Source organism: Bacillus sp. DX3.1 (assembly GCF_030292155.1).
Classification (GTDB): Bacteria; Bacillota; Bacilli; order Bacillales; family Bacillaceae_G; genus Bacillus_A.
Map to the genome: position 1 here is coordinate 4519787 of NZ_CP128153.1, position 20214 is coordinate 4540000.

Sequence of the window (20214 nt, forward strand, 5' to 3'; positions counted from 1 at the left end):
GTCAATGTTTAGCATTTCTGAGAAATTCGTGTTTTCTTCCTAAAAAATAAACGTTGACACTAAATGATGCTTTTCCTACACTTAATTGTGTACTTTATGTGACAGGAGGATTCTATATGGAAATGAAAATGGAAACGAACTCCTCTCCTATGCTCCCAAAGCCAGATAAACAAACTGGTTGGCGCATTTGGTGGAGTTTATTACGTCCTCATACATTAACAGCCGCTTTTGTTCCTGTTTTTATCGGAACAGCTTTTGCAATGCAAGTAGAGGGCATAAATCAAATACATCTTCCTCTTTTCTTTATCATGCTTCTCGCTTGTCTCCTCATTCAAGCAGCGACAAACATGTTTAATGAATACTTTGATTATAAAAGAGGTTTAGATCATGAAGGTTCGGTTGGCATCGGCGGCGCAATTGTCCGCGATGGCATTCCCCCAAAAACAGTGCTCAATTTAGCATTTGGATTCTTTGGTATCGCTATTTTATTAGGAGTTTACATTTGTATGAACTCCAGTTGGTGGCTTGCTGCAATCGGTCTTGTTTGTATGGCAGTCGCTTATCTTTATACGGGCGGTCCCCTTCCAATTGCCTACACGCCGTTTGGAGAACTAACAGCCGGATTATTTATGGGCGTTATTATTATTGGAATTTCATTTTTTATTCAAACGGGAACCGTAACATCAGAAGTGGTATTACTTTCTATCCCAAATGCAATTTTAATCGGATCAATTTTACTTTCCAATAATATTCGTGATTTAGATGGAGATAAAGAAAATGGTCGTAATACATTAGCCATTATCGTGGGTCGTAACAATGCAATCGGTGTCCTTGCATCGATGTTTATCATCTCCTATATTTGGACCATTGCTCTGATCCTTGTCGGAATCGTGTCACCGTGGATGCTTATCGTTTTCCTTAGTGCTCCGAAAGCATTCAAAGCAACAAAAGGCTTTATCGGCAAAAGCATTCCAATGGAAATGGTACCTGCCATGATTGCAACAGCAAAAACAAATACAATCTTTGGATTTTTAATGGGGATTGGTTTATTACTTGGATATTTCCTATAAAAAAGGGGCGACTTCGCTCCTTTTTTTTGAATTCATAATTCCCGCATTCCAGCCCATACTACATAAGGAAACCGAATTGTAGGAAGGTGGACATTATGTTAACTCCACAACAGCTAAATCATTTTAAAAACATTTTAGAAAAACAACAACAAGAACTGGAACAAACTTTGCAAAATCATGAGAGTGAAGACCGGGCATCCGAACGTGAATCTGTTGGGGAATTATCTGCCTACGACAATCATCCAGGTGATATGGGTACCGAATTATATGAACGAGAAAAAGATTTAGGACTCGTTGAATTTTGGCATAAACAACTGCAAGATACAAAACATGCCCTGCAAAGCATACAGGCGGGCACATACGGGATTTGTGAAGTATCCGGCGAATCAATCCCATTGGAACGATTAGAAGCAATGCCCACTGCAACAACTTGTATAGAACATACGCATAATAAATTAATTTTAGGAGCACGTCCAATTGAAGAAGAATTAGTAGAGCCACCGTTTGGTAAATATGATATGGACAGCGCTGTTGGATACGATGCAGAAGATGCTTGGCAAGATGTTGCTTTATACGGAACGTCAGAAACACCATCTGATTTGGAACGCCGCGATTCCAAAAACTTCGATGAAATGTATGTAGATGCGGAAGAACCACGTGGTTATGTAGAAGATTTCGAGAATTTTATCGGAACAGATATGTATGGAAAGAACCCACAAGTGTATGCAACAGAAGAACATGAAGAGTATGAACAAATGCTTGATGATTTTGAGGAAAGAACATATAAAGGTGAACTTTCTTCGGATGAATCTGGTTCGAAATCATAAAGTGAAACTTTAATCAGTAGGGTTTTCTTCATCCCCCACTGATTATTAGCCCTCATCAATCGGGCTTTTACGGGCAGTTTATCCCCCACCTAACTTCTTTGCTTTCTGCAGAAATTTGAGGTGGAGGTATTACTGCCCGTTATTGCAGGATAAAAAAAAGCATTCCGAAATTCGGAATGCTTTTTTCGCATAATTAGTTTTTAGTAACGTTAGCAGCTTGAGGTCCGCGGTTACCTTCAGTGATTTCGAAAGAAACTTCTTGACCTTCTTCTAAAGTTTTGAAGCCTTCGCCTTGAATAGCTGAGAAATGAACGAATACGTCTTCTCCGCCTTCAACTTCGATAAAACCGAAACCTTTTTCACCGTTAAACCATTTTACTTTACCTGTTTGCATGTCATGTACCTCCTAAATAAAAATGAAACTATGAATCCACATGAAAAGGTGGATATAAAGGACATGAATGTATCACAAGCCTAACGCCTTGAAGTAAACACGCTTTATTTCCGTACCACATTATGTAGCTCAATAGTGACTTCACTATATCACGGTATATGGAAAACGTCAAATGAGAACACTTTCATCTCAAAATTTTCTTTTCCTCTTCTAAAGAAATATAATAGTTACATGCAGAGAAAATCAAAAAATTCCACTTCTCATTAGAAAATTAACAAAATTTAAATTCTCTAAAATCCAAAATTTCTGTACAATATACTTATATATTACATTCGAGGTGAAGATGATGAAAGCACATGAAATTGAATATAAATTGTATGGCGATGATATGCAATTTGTAGAAATTGAATTAGATCCAGAGGAAAGCGTCATTGCAGAAGCTGGGGCAATGATGATGATGGAAGATCATATTGAAATGGAAACGATATTTGGTGATGGCCGCGGACAATCAAGTGGCCTTTTCGGTAAATTAATGGGTGCTGGAAAGCGTCTCGTTACAGGCGAAAGTATGTTTATGACCGTATTTACAAACACTGGACATGGTAAGCGCCACGTATCATTTGCTGCACCATACCCCGGGAAAATTATTCCTGTTGATTTAAGAGAATATAATGGCAAAGTTATTTGTCAAAAAGATGCTTTTCTTTGCGCTGCAAAAGGTGTCTCTATCGGCATTGAATTTACAAAAAAACTAGGCAGTGGCTTTTTCGGCGGAGAAGGCTTTATTATGCAAAAACTTGAAGGCGATGGACTTGCCTTCATGCACGCAGGTGGCACAGTGTACAAACGGGAACTAAAGCCTGGTGAAAAATTGCGTATTGATACAGGTTGCCTCGTTGCAATGACAAGAGATGTTAACTACGATATTCAATTCGTAGGCAATGTAAAAACAGCTTTATTTGGCGGAGAAGGCTTATTCTTTGCAACATTAGAAGGGCCCGGAACGGTTTGGATTCAATCCTTAACATTAAGCCGCTTAGCACAGCGTATTACGAGTCTAGGAGCTCAAAGTAGTGGTGAAGGTAGCGTTTTAGGTGGACTTGGCCGTCTTCTAGATGGTAAAGAGTAAAATCGTTCAATACAAAAAAAGCAAATCGCTACATCTCATAAGGAGAGCGGTTTGCTTTTTCATTTTAAAGAATCATTTATCCTTTTCTTCATCACATGGACTGTACATACCATTCTGAATCATATAATGCTCCATTGCCTGATTTAACCATTCCTCTTCTTCCTTTGTATACGGAGACGGGATCATATTCTCATACTGCTCTTCCATATGCTCTAATTCCCCAAAAGAATATAACGCTTTTTCACCCACATATGTAAGAGTTGCCTTCATATGTTTATCGACAAGCTTTTGTACCTCTGAATCATGAACTGGCTTTCCAAATAATCTCTTTACCTCTTTAGACAAATGGATAAATTCTTTATCAAATTCCACCATATCTTCTTCAGACTTATTATACAATTGATCAACGACTTCCTTAGACATGTATTCTTCAAGCCATAAACGTTGTTCACTTTCTTTTTGTATATTACTGATTAAACTCATTAAAATGTCACTATCCACTTTCCCTTCTTCCTCTAACAAAATAATCGTTCGATTAATTGCTTTCAGAGAAGCTTCGATATGTTTCTTTTTTTCCTCAAAAGCATTCTTTTGATTCTGTAATGTTTCTTTTAAGTTTACGTTAAAGCTAGACATATTCACCATTACACAAATTTCATCTAGACTATATCCTAAAAATTTAAGACTTACTATCTTTTGCAACGTTAATATGTCTTGACTTTTATATATTCGATGTCCGGAACTAGGATGTTTTTCAGGTGTGAGTAATCCAATTTCATCGTAATAATGTAGTGTCCGTATTGATGTGCCTGTTCTTTTCGAAAACTCTCCAATTGAATAACTTTCATTATTACTCATCTGTTATTTCCCCCTACATTCTTTTTACCGATATGGTTACCCAAATCATACTACCTCACGTAACTGAAGGTTCAAGTGTGAATTCACAAAAATATTCACTTTTTTCATCTCGCTTTGTTTTAAAGCTACTCAAAGAATGATTCCCTCCTTTAACTCATATATTGAACTATACTTTCTTCTTAAGGAGGGCTTCCTTAATGCGTGCTCCTTTATCTTTTGATAAAGATACTGCCATATTGTTAGCCACATGCTGTGAATTAACATATGAACAATATAAGCAAAACGGGATTTTTCAAATACCTGACGGGTTTCAATATGTACAAGGCTTTCAAGCAAAAGCCATTCAGACAACAGAATGGTTCGGCTTCATACTAGAATCTGAAGACACCGTCATTATCGCCTTTCGCGGAACCCAATCTGATCCGGATTGGGTTATTGATTCTCTTGTTAATCAAAAACCTTATCCTTACGCCTCCAATAGCGGGAGCGTTCACAATGGCTTCCTCTCTATTTATGAATCCTGTCGTGATTCCATTATGGATATGCTCGTATCTTTGTCATCACATAAAACACTTCTTGTTACAGGGCATAGTTTAGGAGGAGCCCTTGCTGCACTTCACATATTAGATGCACGCGTAAATACTTCTTTCTCACGATGCAGCCTCTATACCTTTGCCTCCCCAAAGGTTGGGGATATTGCCTTTCGAAATTATTATAAAATACAAATTGCCAGTAGCTTTCGCCTCGTTAATTTATTTGATGTCGTCCCACTTCTTCCTCCTCGCAAAGTACAGTTTAACGATCAAGAATGGGAATATTCTCATGTTCACCATAGTATGACATTTGCTAAAAATATGAAGTCTATTATAAAAAACCATTCTATGACAACATATAAAGCATGTCTGACTTCTCTCTTTTAATTGGAAATCATTAGGGGAAATGAAAATAATATATTATAATAATAGGAGTATCTATATAAATCCATTTTGATTTTTCGACATATAGCCGCGGCTATGGATAACAAAAGGTGACCTGCACTCGTTTTCTCTCTTTGTTTTCACTTGGCATGGAGCAGGAAAAGGGTCTGACCGCTTCTATGCATGGCCGGATGCTCTTTCCCACCTAAAAAGAAGGGTTTTATGTCGGTTTTTTAATTTGTATTTATATATTTTAGGATGAGGGGACCAAACATGTTAAAAACTATTTTTACATTTTTTCTTCTTTTACTTATTAGTATTACGGGTTTCTTCACATTTTCATACTTCGCTACTGCGGAATATGGTGGGACTGGTATGTTATATTCAGTGAATCCTTATATTTCAGCAGCAAACTAATAAAAAATCATAATAAGTAAAAACAGCTTGGAAATTTCCAAGCTGTTTTTACTTTACCGAGAGACGCTTTGTTTCTAAGCATGGAAAATCATAGGCATTATCCATACTATCACCACATTTCATAATTATTTTATATTTTCCAATCTCATAAATAAAAGTCCCTTCAAATCTTCGTAAGGGACTCATCTACGCTTCTATATTACTATATATATCCATTTTGATTTTCCGACATATAGGCCGTGGCTATGAATAACAAAAGGTGACGTGTACTCGTTTTCTCTCTTTGTTTTCTCTTGGCATGGGGCAGGAAAAGGATCTGACCGCTTCTATGCATGAACGGATGCTCTCTTCCATCTAAAAAGAAGGGTTTTATGTCGTTTTTTTAATTTGTATTTATATAATATATTCATTTCATAAAAGCTTAACCGTATCACCAATTCCCCAAATTCCCTTACTATACTGTGAAATTGTACGGTCACTCGCAAAATAACCCGATTGTGCAATATTTACAATGGACATTTCCAGCCATCTTCTACGATTTTCATAGGTTCTTCCCACCGATTCCTGACAATCTGCATATGGTCCAAAATCACGAAGAACAAAGTATTCATCATTTTGAATGACAAGCGAATCATAAATCGCCTCAAACTCTGCTCCAGCGTTTGTGAAAAATCCGTTTGTTAACTGATCTACCACCTTTTTAATATGCGAGTTATGATGATAATACTCATTCGCACGGTATCCACCATTCTGATAGTAATGCAACACTTCTTCAGCTGTTAAACCAAAAATAAAGCTAGCATCCTCGCCCACTTTTTCCCTTATTTCAATATTGGCCCCATCTAGCGTCCCTAACGTAATGGCACCATTCATCATAAACTTCATATTCCCTGTTCCAGATGCTTCTTTACTTGCCGTCGAAATTTGTTCACTCACATCTGCTGCTGGAAATATATCTTCAGCTACGGAAACACGATAGTTTTCTAGAAAAATAACTTTCATATATTGACTAACATACGGGTCCTCATTCACTTTTCGAGCAAGTTCATTTATTAATTTAATAATTTTTTTTGCATAATAATAACCTGGTGATGCTTTTGCTCCAAAAATAAATGTGCGTGGATAAAATGAAAAACTCGAATCCTCTTTTAAACGATTGTACAAATATAAAATATGGAGCACATTTAATAATTGTCTTTTATAAGCGTGTAATCGTTTTACTTGCACATCAAAAATAGAATGTGGATCAACGAGAATCCCCGTTTTATCTGCAATCCGCTCCATCAATATGATTTTACGTTGCTGCTTTACAGCATGCAATTGATCTTGAAAAGCAGTATCATACTGATAGCTTTGCAGTGCTTGCAATTGTTCTGGGGACTTCATCCATTCTGTTCCGATTGCTCCTGAAATCAGATTAGAAAGCTGCGGATTGGCTTTTAACAACCAGCGTCGATGCGTAATGCCATTTGTTTTGTTATTAAATTTGTCTGGATAAAACTCATAAAACAATCGCATTTCACGCTGTTTTAAAATTTCCGTATGAATTTTAGCCACTCCATTTACACTATAGCTCCCGACAATTGCTAAATGAGCCATTTTCACAAGATTATGTGCAATAATCGCCATATCTTCAATTCGTGTCCAATCATACGGATACCGTTCCCATAATTCATGACAGAAGCGTTCATTGATCTCTTCAATAATCATATAAATTCGCGGCAATAACGGCTGAAAAATATGAATTGGCCACTTTTCTAGCGCTTCTGATAATGTCGTATGATTCGTATAAGAAATCGTATGCGTTGTGATATACCATGCATCTTCCCAGCTCATCTTTTCCTCATCTAATAAAATGCGCATTAATTCCGGAATTGCAAGTACTGGATGGGTATCATTAATATGGATTGCAATTTTTTCATGCAAATTTCGAAGTGTACCGTTTCGCTCCCGGTGCAAACGAACAATATTTTGCAAACTTGATGATACAAGAAAATATTGCTGTTTTAACCGTAATATTTTCCCTTCATCATGCGTGTCATCCGGATATAAAAATTCCGACACAACTTCTGTTTCACGCTTATATTTCAAAACATCTTTACAATTTTGCGGAAAAGGAACCGGCTCTGCATTCCAAAGTCGAAGTGTATTTACAGTATCTGTTTTATACCCAACAACCGGAATGTCATATGGAACTGCCATAATCACTTCCGCATTTGTATGTCGAAACTCTAGGCGACCATTGATTTGCACTGCTTCTACTTGTCCAAAGTAGCTTACTTCGACTGCTTGGTCATGCCTTCTAACTTCCCATACATTTTCATGCTGTAACCACTGTTCTGGTAATTCTACTTGATACCCATCTACAATTTTTTGATCAAACAAACCATGTTTATAACGAATACCACATCCGTGTCCTGGGAGGTTTAAAGATGCAAGAGAGTCGAGAAAACAGGCTGCTAAACGTCCAAGTCCTCCGTTTCCAAGCCCAGCATCCGCTTCACTCTCTTCTAATTCTTGCAAGGAAATCCCCAGCTCTGCTAACCCTTGTTCACATACATCATGAATCCCTAAGTTGAGCATATTACTACCAAGTAAGCGACCTAATAAAAACTCAATCGACAAGTAATACATTTGCTTTTGATTCCCTGCCCTATATCTTTCGTTTGTTGCAATCCAATGCTGATTCATATACTCACGTACCATATGCCCAAGTGTATTATAATGATCACGACTTGTAGAATCTTTGAAACTTTTTCCATACATCGTTTCTAGTTTTTCTAAAAAAGCTGCTTTAAAGCTTTCTGTATGAGTAAACATTTTTTTCACCTCTTAGGAATGATCCAACAAACTTTTATACAACTCGCTATATTGACGTGCTGACTTTTTCCAGCTGTAATCTTCTGTCATCGCCTGTTTTACAAGCCCGTTCCACACTGGTTTGTTATGATAATACTTTAGTGCACGACGAACCGTATGTAACATGTCATGTGCATTAAAATTTGTAAAGCTAAAGCCATTTCCAGATTCAGTTTTCTCATCATAAGACTGAACAGTATCATTCAATCCTCCTGTTTCCCTTACAATCGGAATAACGCCATATGCCAGTGCAATCAGTTGTCCTAAGCCGCATGGCTCAAATAATGATGGCATTAAAAATAAATCGCTACCCGCATATACTTGATGTGCCAGCTCTTCATTAAAGCCAATATACACTTTCACTTTTTCCGGATATTCACATGCCATTCTTTCAAAAAACTGTTCATATTCGGCATCTCCTGATCCTAAAATGATACATTGTACATTTTCTTGCATCATTTCATGGAACACACCGCGGACTAAATCCAAACCTTTTTGCTTTGTTAAGCGCGTTACCATTGCAACAATTGGTGTGTCTGCCTTTTCAGGTAAACCAAAATAACGCTGTAAAGCATATTTATTTTCTCGTTTTTTAAATAATGTTTTGGCATCATATGAAGCGGTAATGAATGGATCCGTTTGCGGATTGTAAACAACCGTATCAATACCATTTATAATTCCGATGAGCTTATCATTATATTTGCGCAATAAACCATCTAGCTTTTCCCCAAAGAATGGATATTGAATTTCTTCTTTATAAGTGGGGCTAACAGCTGTAATGCAATCCGAAGCAATAATGCCCCCTTTCATAAAGTTGACATTCCCATAAAATTCGAGCTGTTCACTACGAAAATATTCATCACCAAGATTCAATAAATCGTGCATAACCACAGGCGGAAATACACCTTGAAACTGTAAATTATGAATGGTAAAAACCGTTTTAATATGTTTATATAATGGCTGATCTCCATATTGTTCGCGCAATAAAAAATTAGCCATCGCTGTATGCCAATCATGAGAATGAAGAATATCCACATCGAAATCTAAATGTGGAATAGACTCTAATACCGCCTTGGAAAAGAAAGAAAAACGCTCCCCATCATCGTAATGCCCATAGAGCGAATCCCTGTTAAAATAATATTCATTGTCAACTAAATAATAAGTAATCCCATCCTGTTCTCCTTTTAAAATCCCACAATATTGATTTCGCCAACCAAGCTGAACATTGATTACTTTATGGAGCGTACATGTTTCTCGCAAGTGATCGGTAATTAGACTGTAATTTGGAAGTATAATGCGGACATTCACCCCTAATTTTTTCAGTTCTTTTGGAAGTGCACCCGCCACATCTGCTAAGCCTCCCGATTTAATAAACGGTACGCATTCTGATACTGCAAATAAAATATTCACGTGTTGTTCCACTGCATGAAAAACAAATATACCCTCATTGCTTTTCTTACAGCTTCCTCCCTTCGAATTTTAAAAATTGTGCTACTATTTTTCGCAAGTGAAACTTCCATCAGTGGGAGCTTCATTCCCCCGCTGATGGTTATCACAACTTGTGAAAATCTTGCCTACTGCTATTTTGTACAGAGCTTTCATGAATAACTAGTTATGTTATGACTTTGTACACTACCTTTCTCTACAACATACGGATTATGAGCCGTTCCCGTTAAGATCACGCCATCTCCAATTTTTACATCCTTATCAATAATAACGCCATCTAGTATACAATTATCCCCAATTTGACTCTTTTGCATAATAATACTATTGCGAATACTAGATCCTTTTCCAATCTTTACAGAACGGAACACAATGCTATGATCCACTTGTCCTTCAATTACACTACCGTTTGCAATCATTGTATTTTGTACCTGAGCACCTTTCATATAGCGCGTTGGCGGTTCATCTTTAACCTTTGTAAAAATCGGAGCTTCTTTCGTAAATAACTGTTTCCAAATGGAAGGCTGTAAAATTTCTAAACTATGTTTATAGTAGCTTTCAATTGAGTCGATGACCGCTACATAACCCGTATGTTCATACGCCCCAATATACAAGGATTCTCCGCGTTTTTCCTTAACAACATCAAATAAGCTATAATGTTTCTGCTCTTTATACGTTTCAAATAAATCTAGCAATAAATCCTTCTTTAATACATATGTCTGCAGTGATACTCCTTCATGGCATACTTCCGTAATATCTGCCCTTGTATGTATATGTCTTTCTAGTACAGCTTGAAAATTTAATGCTGTTACAAGATGGCTATTTGTAATAACAACATACTCTTGTTTACTTCGTAGAAAATAATCAATATGTCTACGGAAATGAGCAAAGGAACCGAATTCATCTTGATCACATTGGCAATTAGGAGGAAATAAAAATAAGCCGTCGCGTTTTCGATCTAAATCCCATTGTTTTCCTGATCCGAGATGATCCATTAAGGAACGATTTTTATGACTAGTAAAAATCGCTACACTATGAATATGGGAATTTACCATATTAGAAAGCATAAAATCGATAAGACGATAACGTCCCCCAAATGGTAATGCTGCCAGTGAACGGTGGCCTGTTACTTTCTGTAAGGAAGGAAAACTTCCAGTTGCATTAATAATTCCTAACATTGATTCTCCCATTCATCCCATCCTCCTTAATTAATTCCCATCTGCTATAAGTACAACTTCATCCATATTTTTTTCTGGTCGAATAATCGTTCCATCTTCAATAATCATTTCAGGTCCAACAATCGCTCTTTCAATGACTACATGTTTACCAATCTTAGCATCTGGCATAATAACTGAATCCTTAATGATACTTCCTTCTCCAACTGTTACCCCTTGGAATAGAACAGAATGCGCTACATCCCCTTCAATTACACAGCCTTCATTAATTAGTGATTCCTCTACCTTTGCCTTCTCAGAAATATATTGCGGTGGTTGGTTGGGATTCACAGAATACACACGCCAGCCACGGTCATATAAATTCAAAGATGATTCCTCACGAAGCAAATCCATATTTGCTTCCCATAAACTTTTCACCGTACCAACATCTTTCCAATAGCCACTAAATGGATACGCCATTAATTTCTTCTTTTCATCTAATAAAAGTGGAATTACATCCTTTCCAAAATCATTACTCGAGTCTGGATTTCTTGCATCCATCTCTAAATACTCTTTCAAAACAGACCAATTAAAAATATATATCCCCATCGATGCAAGGTTACTTCTTGGATATTGTGGTTTTTCTTCAAACTCAACAACTTCCATTTCTTCATTTGTATTCATAATTCCAAAACGACTTGCTTCTTCCCAAGGTACTTCAATAACAGAAATAGAAACGTCTGCCTCTTTTTCAATATGATAATCCAGCATTTTGCTATAATCCATCGTATAAATGTGATCGCCTGATAAAATCAGAACATATTCTGGATTATACTGACATAAATAATTCAAGTTTTGATAAATCGCACTAGCAGTCCCTGTATACCATTTCACGCCAGAAGATTCCGCATACGGTGGAAGTACAGTTACCCCTCCATTAACACGATCTAAATCCCATGCGCTCCCAATACCAATATAATTATGAAGCTCTAGCGGTTGGTACTGCGTCAATATCCCGACCGTTTCAATTCCAGAATTTGCACAATTACTTAATGTGAAATCGATAATTCGATATTTACCGCCAAATGGAACAGCTGGCTTAGCTAAATTCTTTGTTAACGCACTTAAACGACTACCTTTTCCCCCTGCCAATAACATCGCTACGCAAGTCTGCTTTTGAACCATCTTGTTTTTTGCTCCCCTTTCTCGCTTTCACTGGCCGTAAAATTGAAACGCCAAATGGTGGAATTGTTATTTCTACATGAGCAGACTGATTATGATACGGCTCTATAATCGTCTTTAACCGTTTTTTATTTACCTGTCCTGAACCACCGTATACCGGATCATCACTATTTAAAATCTCGTTATAATATTGAAATGCTGGTACACCTACTTTGTAGTTTTCATACACAGCATTTGTGAAATTACATACAACAACAAGGATCTCTTCCTCTTTCTCCCCTTTGCGAATAAATGAAAAGATACTTTGTTCTCGGTTATCTGCATCAATCCACTCAAATCCTTCTTGTGAATGATCTAATTGCCAAAGTGGCTTTGAGCGCTTATACAATGCTATGAGCTCTTTAAAGTAATCATGCATACGATCATGCATTTCAAAATCATGTAAGTTCCAATCTAAATCTTCGAGATCTTTCCACTCATCAAATTGTCCAAATTCTCCACCCATAAAGAGCAATTTCTTCCCTGGATGTGTAAAGAAATATCCGTACAATAAACGAAGTTGAGCAAACTTCGACCAATAATCTCCCGGCATTTTATTTAATAACGATTTTTTTCCGTGAACAACTTCATCGTGGGATAAGGGTAAAATAAAGTTTTCTGAATAAGCATATAGCAAAGAAAATGTCATTTTCTCATGAATATATTTACGATATTCTGGTGCACATTCCATATATTTCAGTACATCATTCATCCAGCCCATATTCCACTTATAATTAAAACCAAGTCCGCCCTCATACGTTGGCGCAGTCACAAGTGGCCAAGCTGTTGAATCTTCAGCGGTCATCAGAAATGTCGAATCCTCAGCAAATACCACCTCATTTAATTGGCGTAAAAAGGCGACCGCATGTTCATTACTTTGCTGCTTTCCATCCTTTTCCCAATACAACATATTTGCAACTGCATCAACACGAAAACCGTCAATATGATAATATTTCATCCAAAACAGTGCATTCGAAATTAAAAAGTTTCGAACTTCCTGTTTTCCTAAATCAAAATTTACCGTTCCCCAAACATGATTTTCTTGTACATCAGAGTCCCTATATTCATACGTTGGTTCTCCATCAAATAAATACAGCCCATGAGCATCCTTACAAAAATGTCCTGGTACCCAATCTAAAATGACACCGATTCCATATTTATGACATTCATCGACAAAATACATAAAATCATGCGGCGTACCAAATCGACTCGTCATCGCATAATATCCAGTACCTTGATATCCCCAAGAACGATCGTACGGATGCTCAATAAGCGGCATGATTTCAATATGAGTAAATTGATGCTCCACTACATAAGGAATAAGCTCCTCTGCCATTTCTCGATACGAATAAAGCGAGCCATCTTCTTTCTTTTTCCATGAACCAAAATGCAATTCATAAATTGCCATTGCTTCTTGATAAATCGGCTTTCGCTTCTTTTTTCGAGACCAATTTTTATCATTCCATTCATATCCTCTTATATCAAAAATAACAGATGCCGTATTCGGTCGTACTTCTGCATATGTTGCATATGGATCTGCTTTTAAAATTATTTCATCACCAGAAGTTTTGATTGCATACTTATATATTTCGTATGCCTCCAGTTCCGGTATGAATAATGACCAAATACCTTGCTCTGTCATTTTTACCATCCTATTTTTTTCGTTGTCCCATTCATTGAAATCTCCGACAACACTTACGACTTTCGCATGAGGAGCCCATACTGTAAAACGTACCCCTTGTATTTCATGCTCTGTTACAAGATGACCTCCAAACATGTTATAACTCTCATGACATCCTTCTTTATGAAATTCATACAATCCTTCTTCCATACAATTTGTTACATCCAATATGTTCACCTCACTAAGATGACAGAATTTTTAATACTATTCACTATTCGATAATAAACTGAAATATCCTTGTGAAATTTTAAATAAAGATACGCTTTTTCATTAAAATCTAAGAAAATATTGACATATTTGATAAAAAACATCGAATTTTGACGAATATTCATTGAAAGCGTTTTATTTGAGTATAATTTTTTAATAAAGTTATTACCAAAACAATGGAAAAACATCAACAATCGGGGTTTTAGGAACAACCATCCTCCTAGCTCTCTTATTTCATTCTGTGAAATTTAGAAATTAACAACAGAAGTCCGCTCCCTCAAACATATGTAATGTACAGCACAAAGTTTTTTTCTTTTTTGTAATATAAGGTATAATTTTGACAAAACCAAACACGAACGTACATTCTCAATTGCGTTAAGTCTTCTGAAACACTGTAATGAAAGAAAAGGGAGAAAATAAGAGGGCAGCTATAACGCAAGTATACATATCTTAGAAAAAAAATTAGAACAATTACTTGCGATAGCCAACTATATAAATACAAATTAAAAAACCGACATAAAACCCTTCTTTTTAGGTGGGAGAGAGCATCCGACCATGCATAGAAGCGGTCAGATCCTTTTCCTGTCCAGACATAGTGAAAACAAAGAGAGAAAACGAGTGCAGGTCACCTTTTGTTATTCATAGCCGCGGCTATATGTCGAAAAATCAAAATGGACTTATATAACTGAAAGTGTGGGGCAAGGTTGTATCCAAACAGTATAAATAACGCCTGTGGAGAGCATATAAGACTCATTGGGTATCTAATGTGCAAAAGGGTTATGAAACAGGAAATCCTTCTTCAAACAGCTCATTAGAGTGTTAGGAAGGGATCATTAGATATCTTGAAGAAATTAGGCTTAACGCAAAAAAAATAAGAGATATACAAAAACGCACTCTATCCTAACATAGAGTGCGTTTTGCTATAATCGATCCTTTCCAGCAAAAGTGTATACTTGGGGATATACAGGGAAACCGGAAAAGGAATTTATATAAAAAATTCAGAAGGGAGAAGCAGCCCCCACTTCTGAACAATTTATCTTATAGTACTGGTGCCATAGTTTCTTTTAATACTTTTACAGAATGAGCAAATTTCGCTTTTTCTTCTTCATTTAACTCAAGCTCAACAATTTCACGAACACCTTCGCGGTTAATTACAGCCGGTACACCTACATAGGCATCAGCTTCGCCGTATTGACCTTCTAGGTATGCAGATACAGTTAACACGCTATTCTCGTTGTTTAAGATCGCTTTAGTTACACGTAGAAGTGACATACCGATTCCGTAGTAAGTTGCACCTTTACGCTCAATGATATGGTAAGCAGCATCGCGTACATTTACAAAGATTTTATCTAAATCATTTTGATTATACTGTTCATTGTTCGCTAAAATTGTTTCTAGTTTTTGTACACCTACTGTAGTGTGGCTCCAAACCGGAAGCTCAGTATCACCATGTTCACCGATAACGTATGCGTGAACGTTGCGTGGATCTACATTTAAGTAGTCACCTAGCATATAGCGGAAACGAGCAGAGTCTAAAGTTGTACCAGAACCAATTACGCGCTCTTTTGGTAATCCAGATTCTTTCCAAGTTACATAAGTTAAAATATCAACTGGGTTAGTTGCAATTAAGAAGATACCATCAAATCCACTATCCATAATGCCACGAACGATTTGTTTAAAGATTTTTGTATTCTTTTCAACTAAATCTAAGCGAGTTTCACCTGGCTTTTGTGGTAATCCAGCAGTGATAACAACAAGATCTGCATCTTTACAATCTGCATAGCTACCATTCCAAATTTTTGTTGGTGCTGGAGCAAATGGAACTGCATGGCTTAAATCCATTGCTTCTCCTTCTGCTTTTGCTTCATTTACGTCAACAAGAACGAATTCCTCAGCTACACCTTGGTTAATCATAGAATATGCATAACTACAACCTACAGCACCTGTTCCTACTAATACTACACGATTGATACCTTTTTTCATGATAAATTCTCCTCTCTATGGTTCACTTCTTTATTATTGTCATTTAAGTAATTAATTAAAATACTAATTTAATGTTGTTTAACTTCCTTACATTCATATTGTAGCATGAATCATTGTGAATACATTCACAAATTATGACCTATTTGTGAACTTTTTCACAGATAGGAGAAAGTTATCGTATCAGGTGTGGAATCAATCTCAATGGAAGCCTTTTCTTTAGATTGTGAAAAAGCTTATTTCAGTGCGCTCTCACAATTTGTTCCTTAAAAGTAAGTGGAAAAAATCTTCTTTTTCTGACCAATAATAAAGTGAAACTTTAATCAGTGGGGGGTTTTTCATCCCCCACTGATTATTAGTCCTCACCAATCGGGCTTTTACGGGCAGTTTATCCTCCACCTAACTTCTTTGTTTTTTGCTGAATTTTGAGGTGGGGATATTACTGCCCGTTAATGCGGGATAAATCCCAGTATTTACAAATAGATCAACCCTATTATATAATTAGACTGAACGGTCGGTTTAATTAGCGGGATAAGGAGTGAATAAAATGAAGAATCATATTATAACATTACAAGACGGACGCACTTTAGCATATATAGAGTATGGACAAACAAATGGATTACCAGTAATGCTGTTCCATGGTACACCTGGTTCAAGAATTTGGGCATTGGAAGATGATATGATTGCAAAGCGATTAGGCATACGGCTTATTTCTATAGATAGACCTGGATACGGACTCTCTGATCCAAAACGTAATAGAACAGTTTTAGATTGGCCTGATGATGTTAATGAGTTAGCAAATCAACTGCAGCTCCCAACTTTTTCTATTATAGGTGTATCAGGCGGTGGAGCTTATGCAGCAGCTTGTGCTTACAAAATTCCCGAACGCTTGCAATGCGTAAACATGGTTTCTAGTGTAGCTCCATTTGAAAATGAGAAGCCTCCTGTTAGCATGTGCCGTGAAAATCGAATCGCTTTCTTTATCTCCAAACGATTACCTTGGATATTAAAATGGGCTTATCGTTCACAAAAAAAGCAAATGGAAAAGAATCCTGAAAAATATATGCAATCGATGAAAAAAGGTAACACACATTTATGTGAATGGGACCAACAGTTCATCAAAACGGATGAAGATATTAAAGTAGCTATGATTCATATGAAAGAAGCGCTGCGAAATAGTGTAGATGAAGCTGTAACAGAACCTGTACTCTTAGCAAAATCTTGGGGATTTACTTTTAAAGATATTTCTATCCCTATGCATATTTGGCATGGTACAGCTGACACTTTAGCCTCCATAGAAGAAATAAAAAAAGTAGCAGCAGATATTCCCTATGTAACAACCCACTATATAAAAGATGCAGGACATTTTTTACCCGATGATCCTCACATATGGGAATCTATTTTACAAACAATCATTAATGATGCAAATTGTAAAGACGAATCCAATACAACATTTTATACTTCCATTTGATCCATTAGTATAAGAATCAACACAACCAAAATGTCGATTCCAGCTAAAATAGCAAAATAAAATCCATCTACTTTAAATAAAAGTGAAACAACAGGAAATGAAATTGTCTCTAGCCCAAATAATATAATTAACATCCCAATGCGCTTTGCTAACATTTTTTCATTCTTTGGATGGAATATAACATTATATCCGGCTATAAAAGGAGTTCTTTCCTTTTTTGATATGCCCACACCAATCCAAATAAATAAGCAGACTGTTGAAAGTCTGCCCTAGCTTGAAAGATATGTCCATTCATAACATAATATTATAAATAAAAAAGAGATAGCAGATTATGCTATCTCTTTTCGTATGACCCGTACGGGATTCGAACCCGTGTTACCGCCGTGAAAGGGCGGTGTCTTAACCGCTTGACCAACGGGCCAAAATATATGGCAGAGAAGAAGGGATTCGAACCCTCGCACCGCGTAAGCGATCTACTCCCTTAGCAGGGGAGCCCCTTGAGCCACTTGGGTACTTCTCTATATGGCTCCGCAGGTAGGAATCGAACCTACGACCGATCGGTTAACAGCCGATAGCTCTACCGCTGAGCTACTGCGGAATAATGGTGGGCCTAAATGGACTCGAACCATCGACCTCACGCTTATCAGGCGTGCGCTCTAACCAGCTGAGCTATAGGCCCAAAACAAAAGCGGGTGAAGAGAATCGAACTCTCGACCAGAGCTTGGAAGGCTCTTGTTTTACCACTAAACTACACCCGCATAAAAATGGTGAGCCATGAAGGATTCGAACCTTCGACCCTCTGATTAAAAGTCAGATGCTCTACCAACTGAGCTAATGGCTCATTTAAACTAAATAAGCAATCACCAAATGAAATATGATGGTGGCTCGGGACGGAATCGAACCGCCGACACGAGGATTTTCAGTCCTCTGCTCTACCGACTGAGCTACCGAGCCAAAAATAAATGGCGGTCCCGACCGGGGTCGAACCGGCGATCTCCTGCGTGACAGGCAGGCATGTTAACCACTACACCACGGGACCATTGGTTGCGGGGACAGGATTTGAACCTGCGACCTTCGGGTTATGAGCCCGACGAGCTACCAGACTGCTCCACCCCGCGACGATATAATATTCTTTTTTTAAAAATGGAGGAGGTAGAGGGATTCGAACCCCCGCGCGACTCTCGCCGCCTGTCGGTTTTCAAGACCGATCCCTTCAGCCGAACTTGGGTATACCTCCGAGATATTTACTTTAAATGGTGGACCTTGTAGGACTCGAACCTACGACCGGACGGTTATGAGCCGTCTGCTCTAACCAGCTGAGCTAAAGGTCCTTTATGGTAGCGGCGGAGGGGATCGAACCCCCGACCTCACGGGTATGAACCGTACGCTCTAGCCAGCTGAGCTACACCGCCATAATAAAGTTAAATAAGTGGAGCCTAGCGGGATCGAACCGCTGACCTCCTGCGTGCAAGGCAGGCGCTCTCCCAGCTGAGCTAAGGCCCCATGTTAAAACTATCGGGAAGACAGGATTCGAACCTGCGACCCCCTGGTCCCAAACCAGGTGCTCTACCAAGCTGAGCCACTTCCCGTTAATAAAAGCGCGCCCGAGAGGACTCGAACCCCTAACCTTTTGATCCGTAGTCAAACGCTCTATCCAATTGAGCTACGGGCGCATATGGTGCCGAGGGCGGGGGTCGAACCCGCACGGTGGTCACCCACCGCAGGATTTTAAGTCCTGTGCGTCTGCCTGTTCCGCCACCCCGGCATGTCATATTGAAAATTGGAGCGGAAGACGGGATTCGAACCCGCGACCCCAACCTTGGCAAGGTTGTATTCTACCACTGAACTACTTCCGCAAGACATGTATGAGTTATAAAATTGAAAGTGCGGGTGAAGGGAGTCGAACCCCCACGCCAAAGGCGCCAGATCCTAAGTCTGGTGCGTCTGCCAATTCCGCCACACCCGCATATTATCTTTTATAAAAAATGGGGCGACTGATGGGAATCGAACCCACGAATGCCGGAGCCACAATCCGGTGCGTTAACCACTTCGCCACAACCGCCATAGTTACTGGTGCCGGCTAGAGGACTTGAACCCCCAACCTACTGATTACAAGTCAGTTGCTCTACCAATTGAGCTAAGCCGGCAATATATGGTGGAGGATGACGGGCTCGAACCGCCGACCCCCTGCTTGTAAGGCAGGTGCTCTCCCAGCTGAGCTAATCCTCCACTTTGCCTGGCAACGTCCTACTCTCACAGGGACAAGGTCCCAACTACCATCGGCGCTAGAGAGCTTAACTTCCGTGTTCGGTATGGGAACGGGTGTGACCTCTCTGCCATCATTACCAGACTATATTCATTTGAGACAATCATTATTATACCTGATTGATTTAAAAAGTCAACAAGTTTTTTTATATTCTCTCAAAACTAGATAACATTGCTTCATATTATATGGTTAAGTCCTCGATCTATTAGTATTCGTCAGCTCCACATGTCACCATGCTTCCACCTCGAACCTATCAACCTGATCATCTTTCAGGGATCTTACTAGCTTACGCTATGGGAAATCTCATCTTGAGGGGGGCT

The 20214-nt window shown here is 38.2% G+C and carries 15 protein-coding genes, 21 tRNA genes and 2 rRNA genes (1 of these 38 running past the window's edge); 6 read left to right on the forward strand and 32 right to left on the reverse strand.

Annotated elements, in window-relative coordinates; all coding sequences use genetic code 11:
- Positions 1-116 precede the first annotated feature (116 nt).
- Both QRE67_RS22705 and QRE67_RS22710 read left to right on the forward strand, forming a co-directional pair.
- Positions 117-1070 (forward strand): 1,4-dihydroxy-2-naphthoate polyprenyltransferase, encoded by a 954-nt coding sequence (locus tag QRE67_RS22705; protein WP_286122437.1) that lies wholly within the window; start codon positions 117-119, stop codon positions 1068-1070.
- 95 nt (positions 1071-1165) lie between these two features.
- Complete coding sequence (locus QRE67_RS22710; protein ID WP_286122438.1) at positions 1166-1897, forward strand: TraR/DksA C4-type zinc finger protein; 732 nt, start codon at positions 1166-1168, stop codon at positions 1895-1897.
- A 193-nt stretch (positions 1898-2090) separates the two neighbouring features.
- Here QRE67_RS22710 and cspD read toward each other — a convergent pair whose 3' ends face one another.
- A complete protein-coding gene (cspD, locus tag QRE67_RS22715; protein WP_286122439.1) occupies positions 2091-2291 on the reverse strand; it encodes a cold-shock protein CspD in 201 nt (66 codons plus the stop codon).
- A 346-nt stretch (positions 2292-2637) separates the two neighbouring features.
- On the opposite strand from cspD, the gene QRE67_RS22720 reads away from it, so the two are divergent.
- Positions 2638-3420: a TIGR00266 family protein gene (locus tag QRE67_RS22720; RefSeq protein WP_286125360.1), complete on the forward strand. Its 783-nt coding sequence runs from the start codon at positions 2638-2640 to the stop codon at positions 3418-3420.
- Positions 3421-3492: 72 nt separating this feature from the next.
- On the opposite strand, the gene QRE67_RS22725 is transcribed toward QRE67_RS22720, so the two are convergent.
- Positions 3493-4278: a MerR family transcriptional regulator gene (locus QRE67_RS22725; protein WP_286122440.1), complete on the reverse strand. Its 786-nt coding sequence runs from the start codon at positions 4276-4278 to the stop codon at positions 3493-3495.
- Between the two features lie 197 nt (positions 4279-4475).
- Between QRE67_RS22725 and QRE67_RS22730 the strand changes: the two genes are divergently transcribed.
- Together QRE67_RS22730 and QRE67_RS22735 are read left to right on the forward strand one after the other, a co-directional pair.
- Positions 4476-5198, forward strand: coding sequence for a lipase family protein (locus QRE67_RS22730; RefSeq protein ID WP_286122441.1), 723 nt, complete (start codon positions 4476-4478; stop codon positions 5196-5198).
- Between the two features lie 270 nt (positions 5199-5468).
- The gene (locus tag QRE67_RS22735) at positions 5469-5612 is read left to right on the forward strand and encodes a hypothetical protein (protein WP_286122442.1); all 144 of its coding nucleotides are present in this window, start codon (positions 5469-5471) and stop codon (positions 5610-5612) included.
- A 411-nt stretch (positions 5613-6023) separates the two neighbouring features.
- On the opposite strand, the gene QRE67_RS22740 is transcribed toward QRE67_RS22735, so the two are convergent.
- From QRE67_RS22740 to QRE67_RS22765, 6 genes are all read right to left on the reverse strand, one after another.
- Positions 6024-8432 (reverse strand): glycogen/starch/alpha-glucan phosphorylase, encoded by a 2409-nt coding sequence (locus tag QRE67_RS22740; RefSeq protein WP_286122443.1) that lies wholly within the window; start codon positions 8430-8432, stop codon positions 6024-6026.
- 12 nt (positions 8433-8444) lie between these two features.
- Positions 8445-9881, reverse strand: a complete 1437-nt coding sequence (gene glgA, locus QRE67_RS22745) for a glycogen synthase GlgA (protein WP_286122444.1) — start codon at positions 9879-9881, stop codon at positions 8445-8447.
- A 188-nt stretch (positions 9882-10069) separates the two neighbouring features.
- Positions 10070-11104: a GlgC family sugar phosphate nucleotidyltransferase gene (locus QRE67_RS22750; RefSeq protein ID WP_286122445.1), complete on the reverse strand. Its 1035-nt coding sequence runs from the start codon at positions 11102-11104 to the stop codon at positions 10070-10072.
- Positions 11105-11122: 18 nt separating this feature from the next.
- Positions 11123-12253: a glucose-1-phosphate adenylyltransferase gene (locus QRE67_RS22755; RefSeq protein ID WP_286122446.1), complete on the reverse strand. Its 1131-nt coding sequence runs from the start codon at positions 12251-12253 to the stop codon at positions 11123-11125.
- Complete coding sequence (gene glgB, locus QRE67_RS22760) at positions 12201-14138, reverse strand: 1,4-alpha-glucan branching protein GlgB (protein WP_286122447.1); 1938 nt, start codon at positions 14136-14138, stop codon at positions 12201-12203. Before glgB ends, QRE67_RS22755 begins: the two co-directional genes overlap by 53 nt.
- A gap of 1077 nt (positions 14139-15215) precedes the next feature.
- A complete protein-coding gene (locus QRE67_RS22765) occupies positions 15216-16160 on the reverse strand; it encodes an L-lactate dehydrogenase (protein WP_286122448.1) in 945 nt (314 codons plus the stop codon).
- A gap of 544 nt (positions 16161-16704) precedes the next feature.
- Between QRE67_RS22765 and QRE67_RS22770 the strand changes: the two genes are divergently transcribed.
- Positions 16705-17628, forward strand: coding sequence for an alpha/beta fold hydrolase (locus QRE67_RS22770; protein ID WP_286122449.1), 924 nt, complete (start codon positions 16705-16707; stop codon positions 17626-17628).
- Here QRE67_RS22770 and QRE67_RS22775 read toward each other — a convergent pair.
- The 24 genes from QRE67_RS22775 to QRE67_RS22890 form a co-directional block, all read right to left on the reverse strand.
- A complete protein-coding gene (locus QRE67_RS22775) occupies positions 17613-17783 on the reverse strand; it encodes a hypothetical protein (RefSeq protein WP_286122450.1) in 171 nt (56 codons plus the stop codon). The two genes, QRE67_RS22770 and QRE67_RS22775, sit on opposite strands and share 16 nt — an antisense overlap.
- Positions 17784-17977: 194 nt before the next feature.
- Positions 17978-18049, reverse strand: a tRNA-Glu gene (locus QRE67_RS22780).
- An 8-nt stretch (positions 18050-18057) separates the two neighbouring features.
- A tRNA-Ser gene (locus QRE67_RS22785) sits at positions 18058-18148 on the reverse strand.
- A 3-nt stretch (positions 18149-18151) separates the two neighbouring features.
- A tRNA-Asn gene (locus tag QRE67_RS22790) sits at positions 18152-18226 on the reverse strand.
- Between the two features lie 4 nt (positions 18227-18230).
- Positions 18231-18307, reverse strand: a tRNA-Ile gene (locus QRE67_RS22795).
- Between the two features lie 8 nt (positions 18308-18315).
- Positions 18316-18386: transfer RNA gene (locus QRE67_RS22800), tRNA-Gly, on the reverse strand.
- A gap of 7 nt (positions 18387-18393) precedes the next feature.
- Positions 18394-18469: transfer RNA gene (locus QRE67_RS22805), tRNA-Lys, on the reverse strand.
- A 37-nt stretch (positions 18470-18506) separates the two neighbouring features.
- A tRNA-Phe gene (locus tag QRE67_RS22810) sits at positions 18507-18582 on the reverse strand.
- Positions 18583-18591: 9 nt separating this feature from the next.
- Positions 18592-18667: transfer RNA gene (locus QRE67_RS22815), tRNA-Asp, on the reverse strand.
- 2 nt (positions 18668-18669) lie between these two features.
- Positions 18670-18746: transfer RNA gene (locus QRE67_RS22820), tRNA-Met, on the reverse strand.
- Positions 18747-18772: 26 nt separating this feature from the next.
- A tRNA-Ser gene (locus QRE67_RS22825) sits at positions 18773-18865 on the reverse strand.
- 17 nt (positions 18866-18882) lie between these two features.
- A tRNA-Ile gene (locus QRE67_RS22830) sits at positions 18883-18959 on the reverse strand.
- A 4-nt stretch (positions 18960-18963) separates the two neighbouring features.
- Positions 18964-19040 (reverse strand) — tRNA-Met (locus QRE67_RS22835).
- An 18-nt stretch (positions 19041-19058) separates the two neighbouring features.
- A tRNA-Ala gene (locus QRE67_RS22840) sits at positions 19059-19131 on the reverse strand.
- A 12-nt stretch (positions 19132-19143) separates the two neighbouring features.
- Positions 19144-19217: transfer RNA gene (locus tag QRE67_RS22845), tRNA-Pro, on the reverse strand.
- A 10-nt stretch (positions 19218-19227) separates the two neighbouring features.
- A tRNA-Arg gene (locus QRE67_RS22850) sits at positions 19228-19301 on the reverse strand.
- Between the two features lie 3 nt (positions 19302-19304).
- Positions 19305-19393: transfer RNA gene (locus QRE67_RS22855), tRNA-Leu, on the reverse strand.
- A gap of 16 nt (positions 19394-19409) precedes the next feature.
- Positions 19410-19484, reverse strand: a tRNA-Gly gene (locus QRE67_RS22860).
- A 29-nt stretch (positions 19485-19513) separates the two neighbouring features.
- Positions 19514-19594: transfer RNA gene (locus QRE67_RS22865), tRNA-Leu, on the reverse strand.
- A 20-nt stretch (positions 19595-19614) separates the two neighbouring features.
- Positions 19615-19690 (reverse strand) — tRNA-His (locus QRE67_RS22870).
- Positions 19691-19699: 9 nt separating this feature from the next.
- Positions 19700-19775: transfer RNA gene (locus QRE67_RS22875), tRNA-Thr, on the reverse strand.
- 6 nt (positions 19776-19781) lie between these two features.
- Positions 19782-19857 (reverse strand) — tRNA-Val (locus QRE67_RS22880).
- A 5-nt stretch (positions 19858-19862) separates the two neighbouring features.
- A 5S ribosomal RNA gene (gene rrf / locus QRE67_RS22885) occupies positions 19863-19978 on the reverse strand.
- Positions 19979-20079: 101 nt separating this feature from the next.
- Positions 20080-20214, reverse strand: a 23S ribosomal RNA gene (locus QRE67_RS22890) (it continues 2787 nt past the right edge of the window).

Excerpts from the sequence above, each read along its gene's own strand:
- QRE67_RS22705 (WP_286122437.1), top strand. The coding sequence starts at position 117 with ATGGAAATGAAAATGGAAACGAACTCCTCTCCTATGCTCCCAAAGCCA.
- cspD (WP_286122439.1), bottom strand. The coding sequence starts at position 2,291 with ATGCAAACAGGTAAAGTAAAATGGTTTAACGGTGAAAAAGGTTTCGGT.
- QRE67_RS22710 (WP_286122438.1), top strand. The coding sequence starts at position 1,166 with ATGTTAACTCCACAACAGCTAAATCATTTTAAAAACATTTTAGAAAAA.
- QRE67_RS22770 (WP_286122449.1), top strand. The coding sequence starts at position 16,705 with ATGAAGAATCATATTATAACATTACAAGACGGACGCACTTTAGCATAT.
- QRE67_RS22740 (WP_286122443.1), bottom strand. The coding sequence starts at position 8,432 with ATGTTTACTCATACAGAAAGCTTTAAAGCAGCTTTTTTAGAAAAACTA.
- QRE67_RS22755 (WP_286122446.1), bottom strand. The coding sequence starts at position 12,253 with ATGGTTCAAAAGCAGACTTGCGTAGCGATGTTATTGGCAGGGGGAAAA.
- QRE67_RS22775 (WP_286122450.1), bottom strand. The coding sequence starts at position 17,783 with ATGTTAGCAAAGCGCATTGGGATGTTAATTATATTATTTGGGCTAGAG.
- QRE67_RS22765 (WP_286122448.1), bottom strand. The coding sequence starts at position 16,160 with ATGAAAAAAGGTATCAATCGTGTAGTATTAGTAGGAACAGGTGCTGTA.
- QRE67_RS22720 (WP_286125360.1), top strand. The coding sequence starts at position 2,638 with ATGAAAGCACATGAAATTGAATATAAATTGTATGGCGATGATATGCAA.
- QRE67_RS22750 (WP_286122445.1), bottom strand. The coding sequence starts at position 11,104 with ATGGGAGAATCAATGTTAGGAATTATTAATGCAACTGGAAGTTTTCCT.
- QRE67_RS22725 (WP_286122440.1), bottom strand. The coding sequence starts at position 4,278 with ATGAGTAATAATGAAAGTTATTCAATTGGAGAGTTTTCGAAAAGAACA.
- QRE67_RS22730 (WP_286122441.1), top strand. The coding sequence starts at position 4,476 with ATGCGTGCTCCTTTATCTTTTGATAAAGATACTGCCATATTGTTAGCC.
- QRE67_RS22735 (WP_286122442.1), top strand. The coding sequence starts at position 5,469 with ATGTTAAAAACTATTTTTACATTTTTTCTTCTTTTACTTATTAGTATT.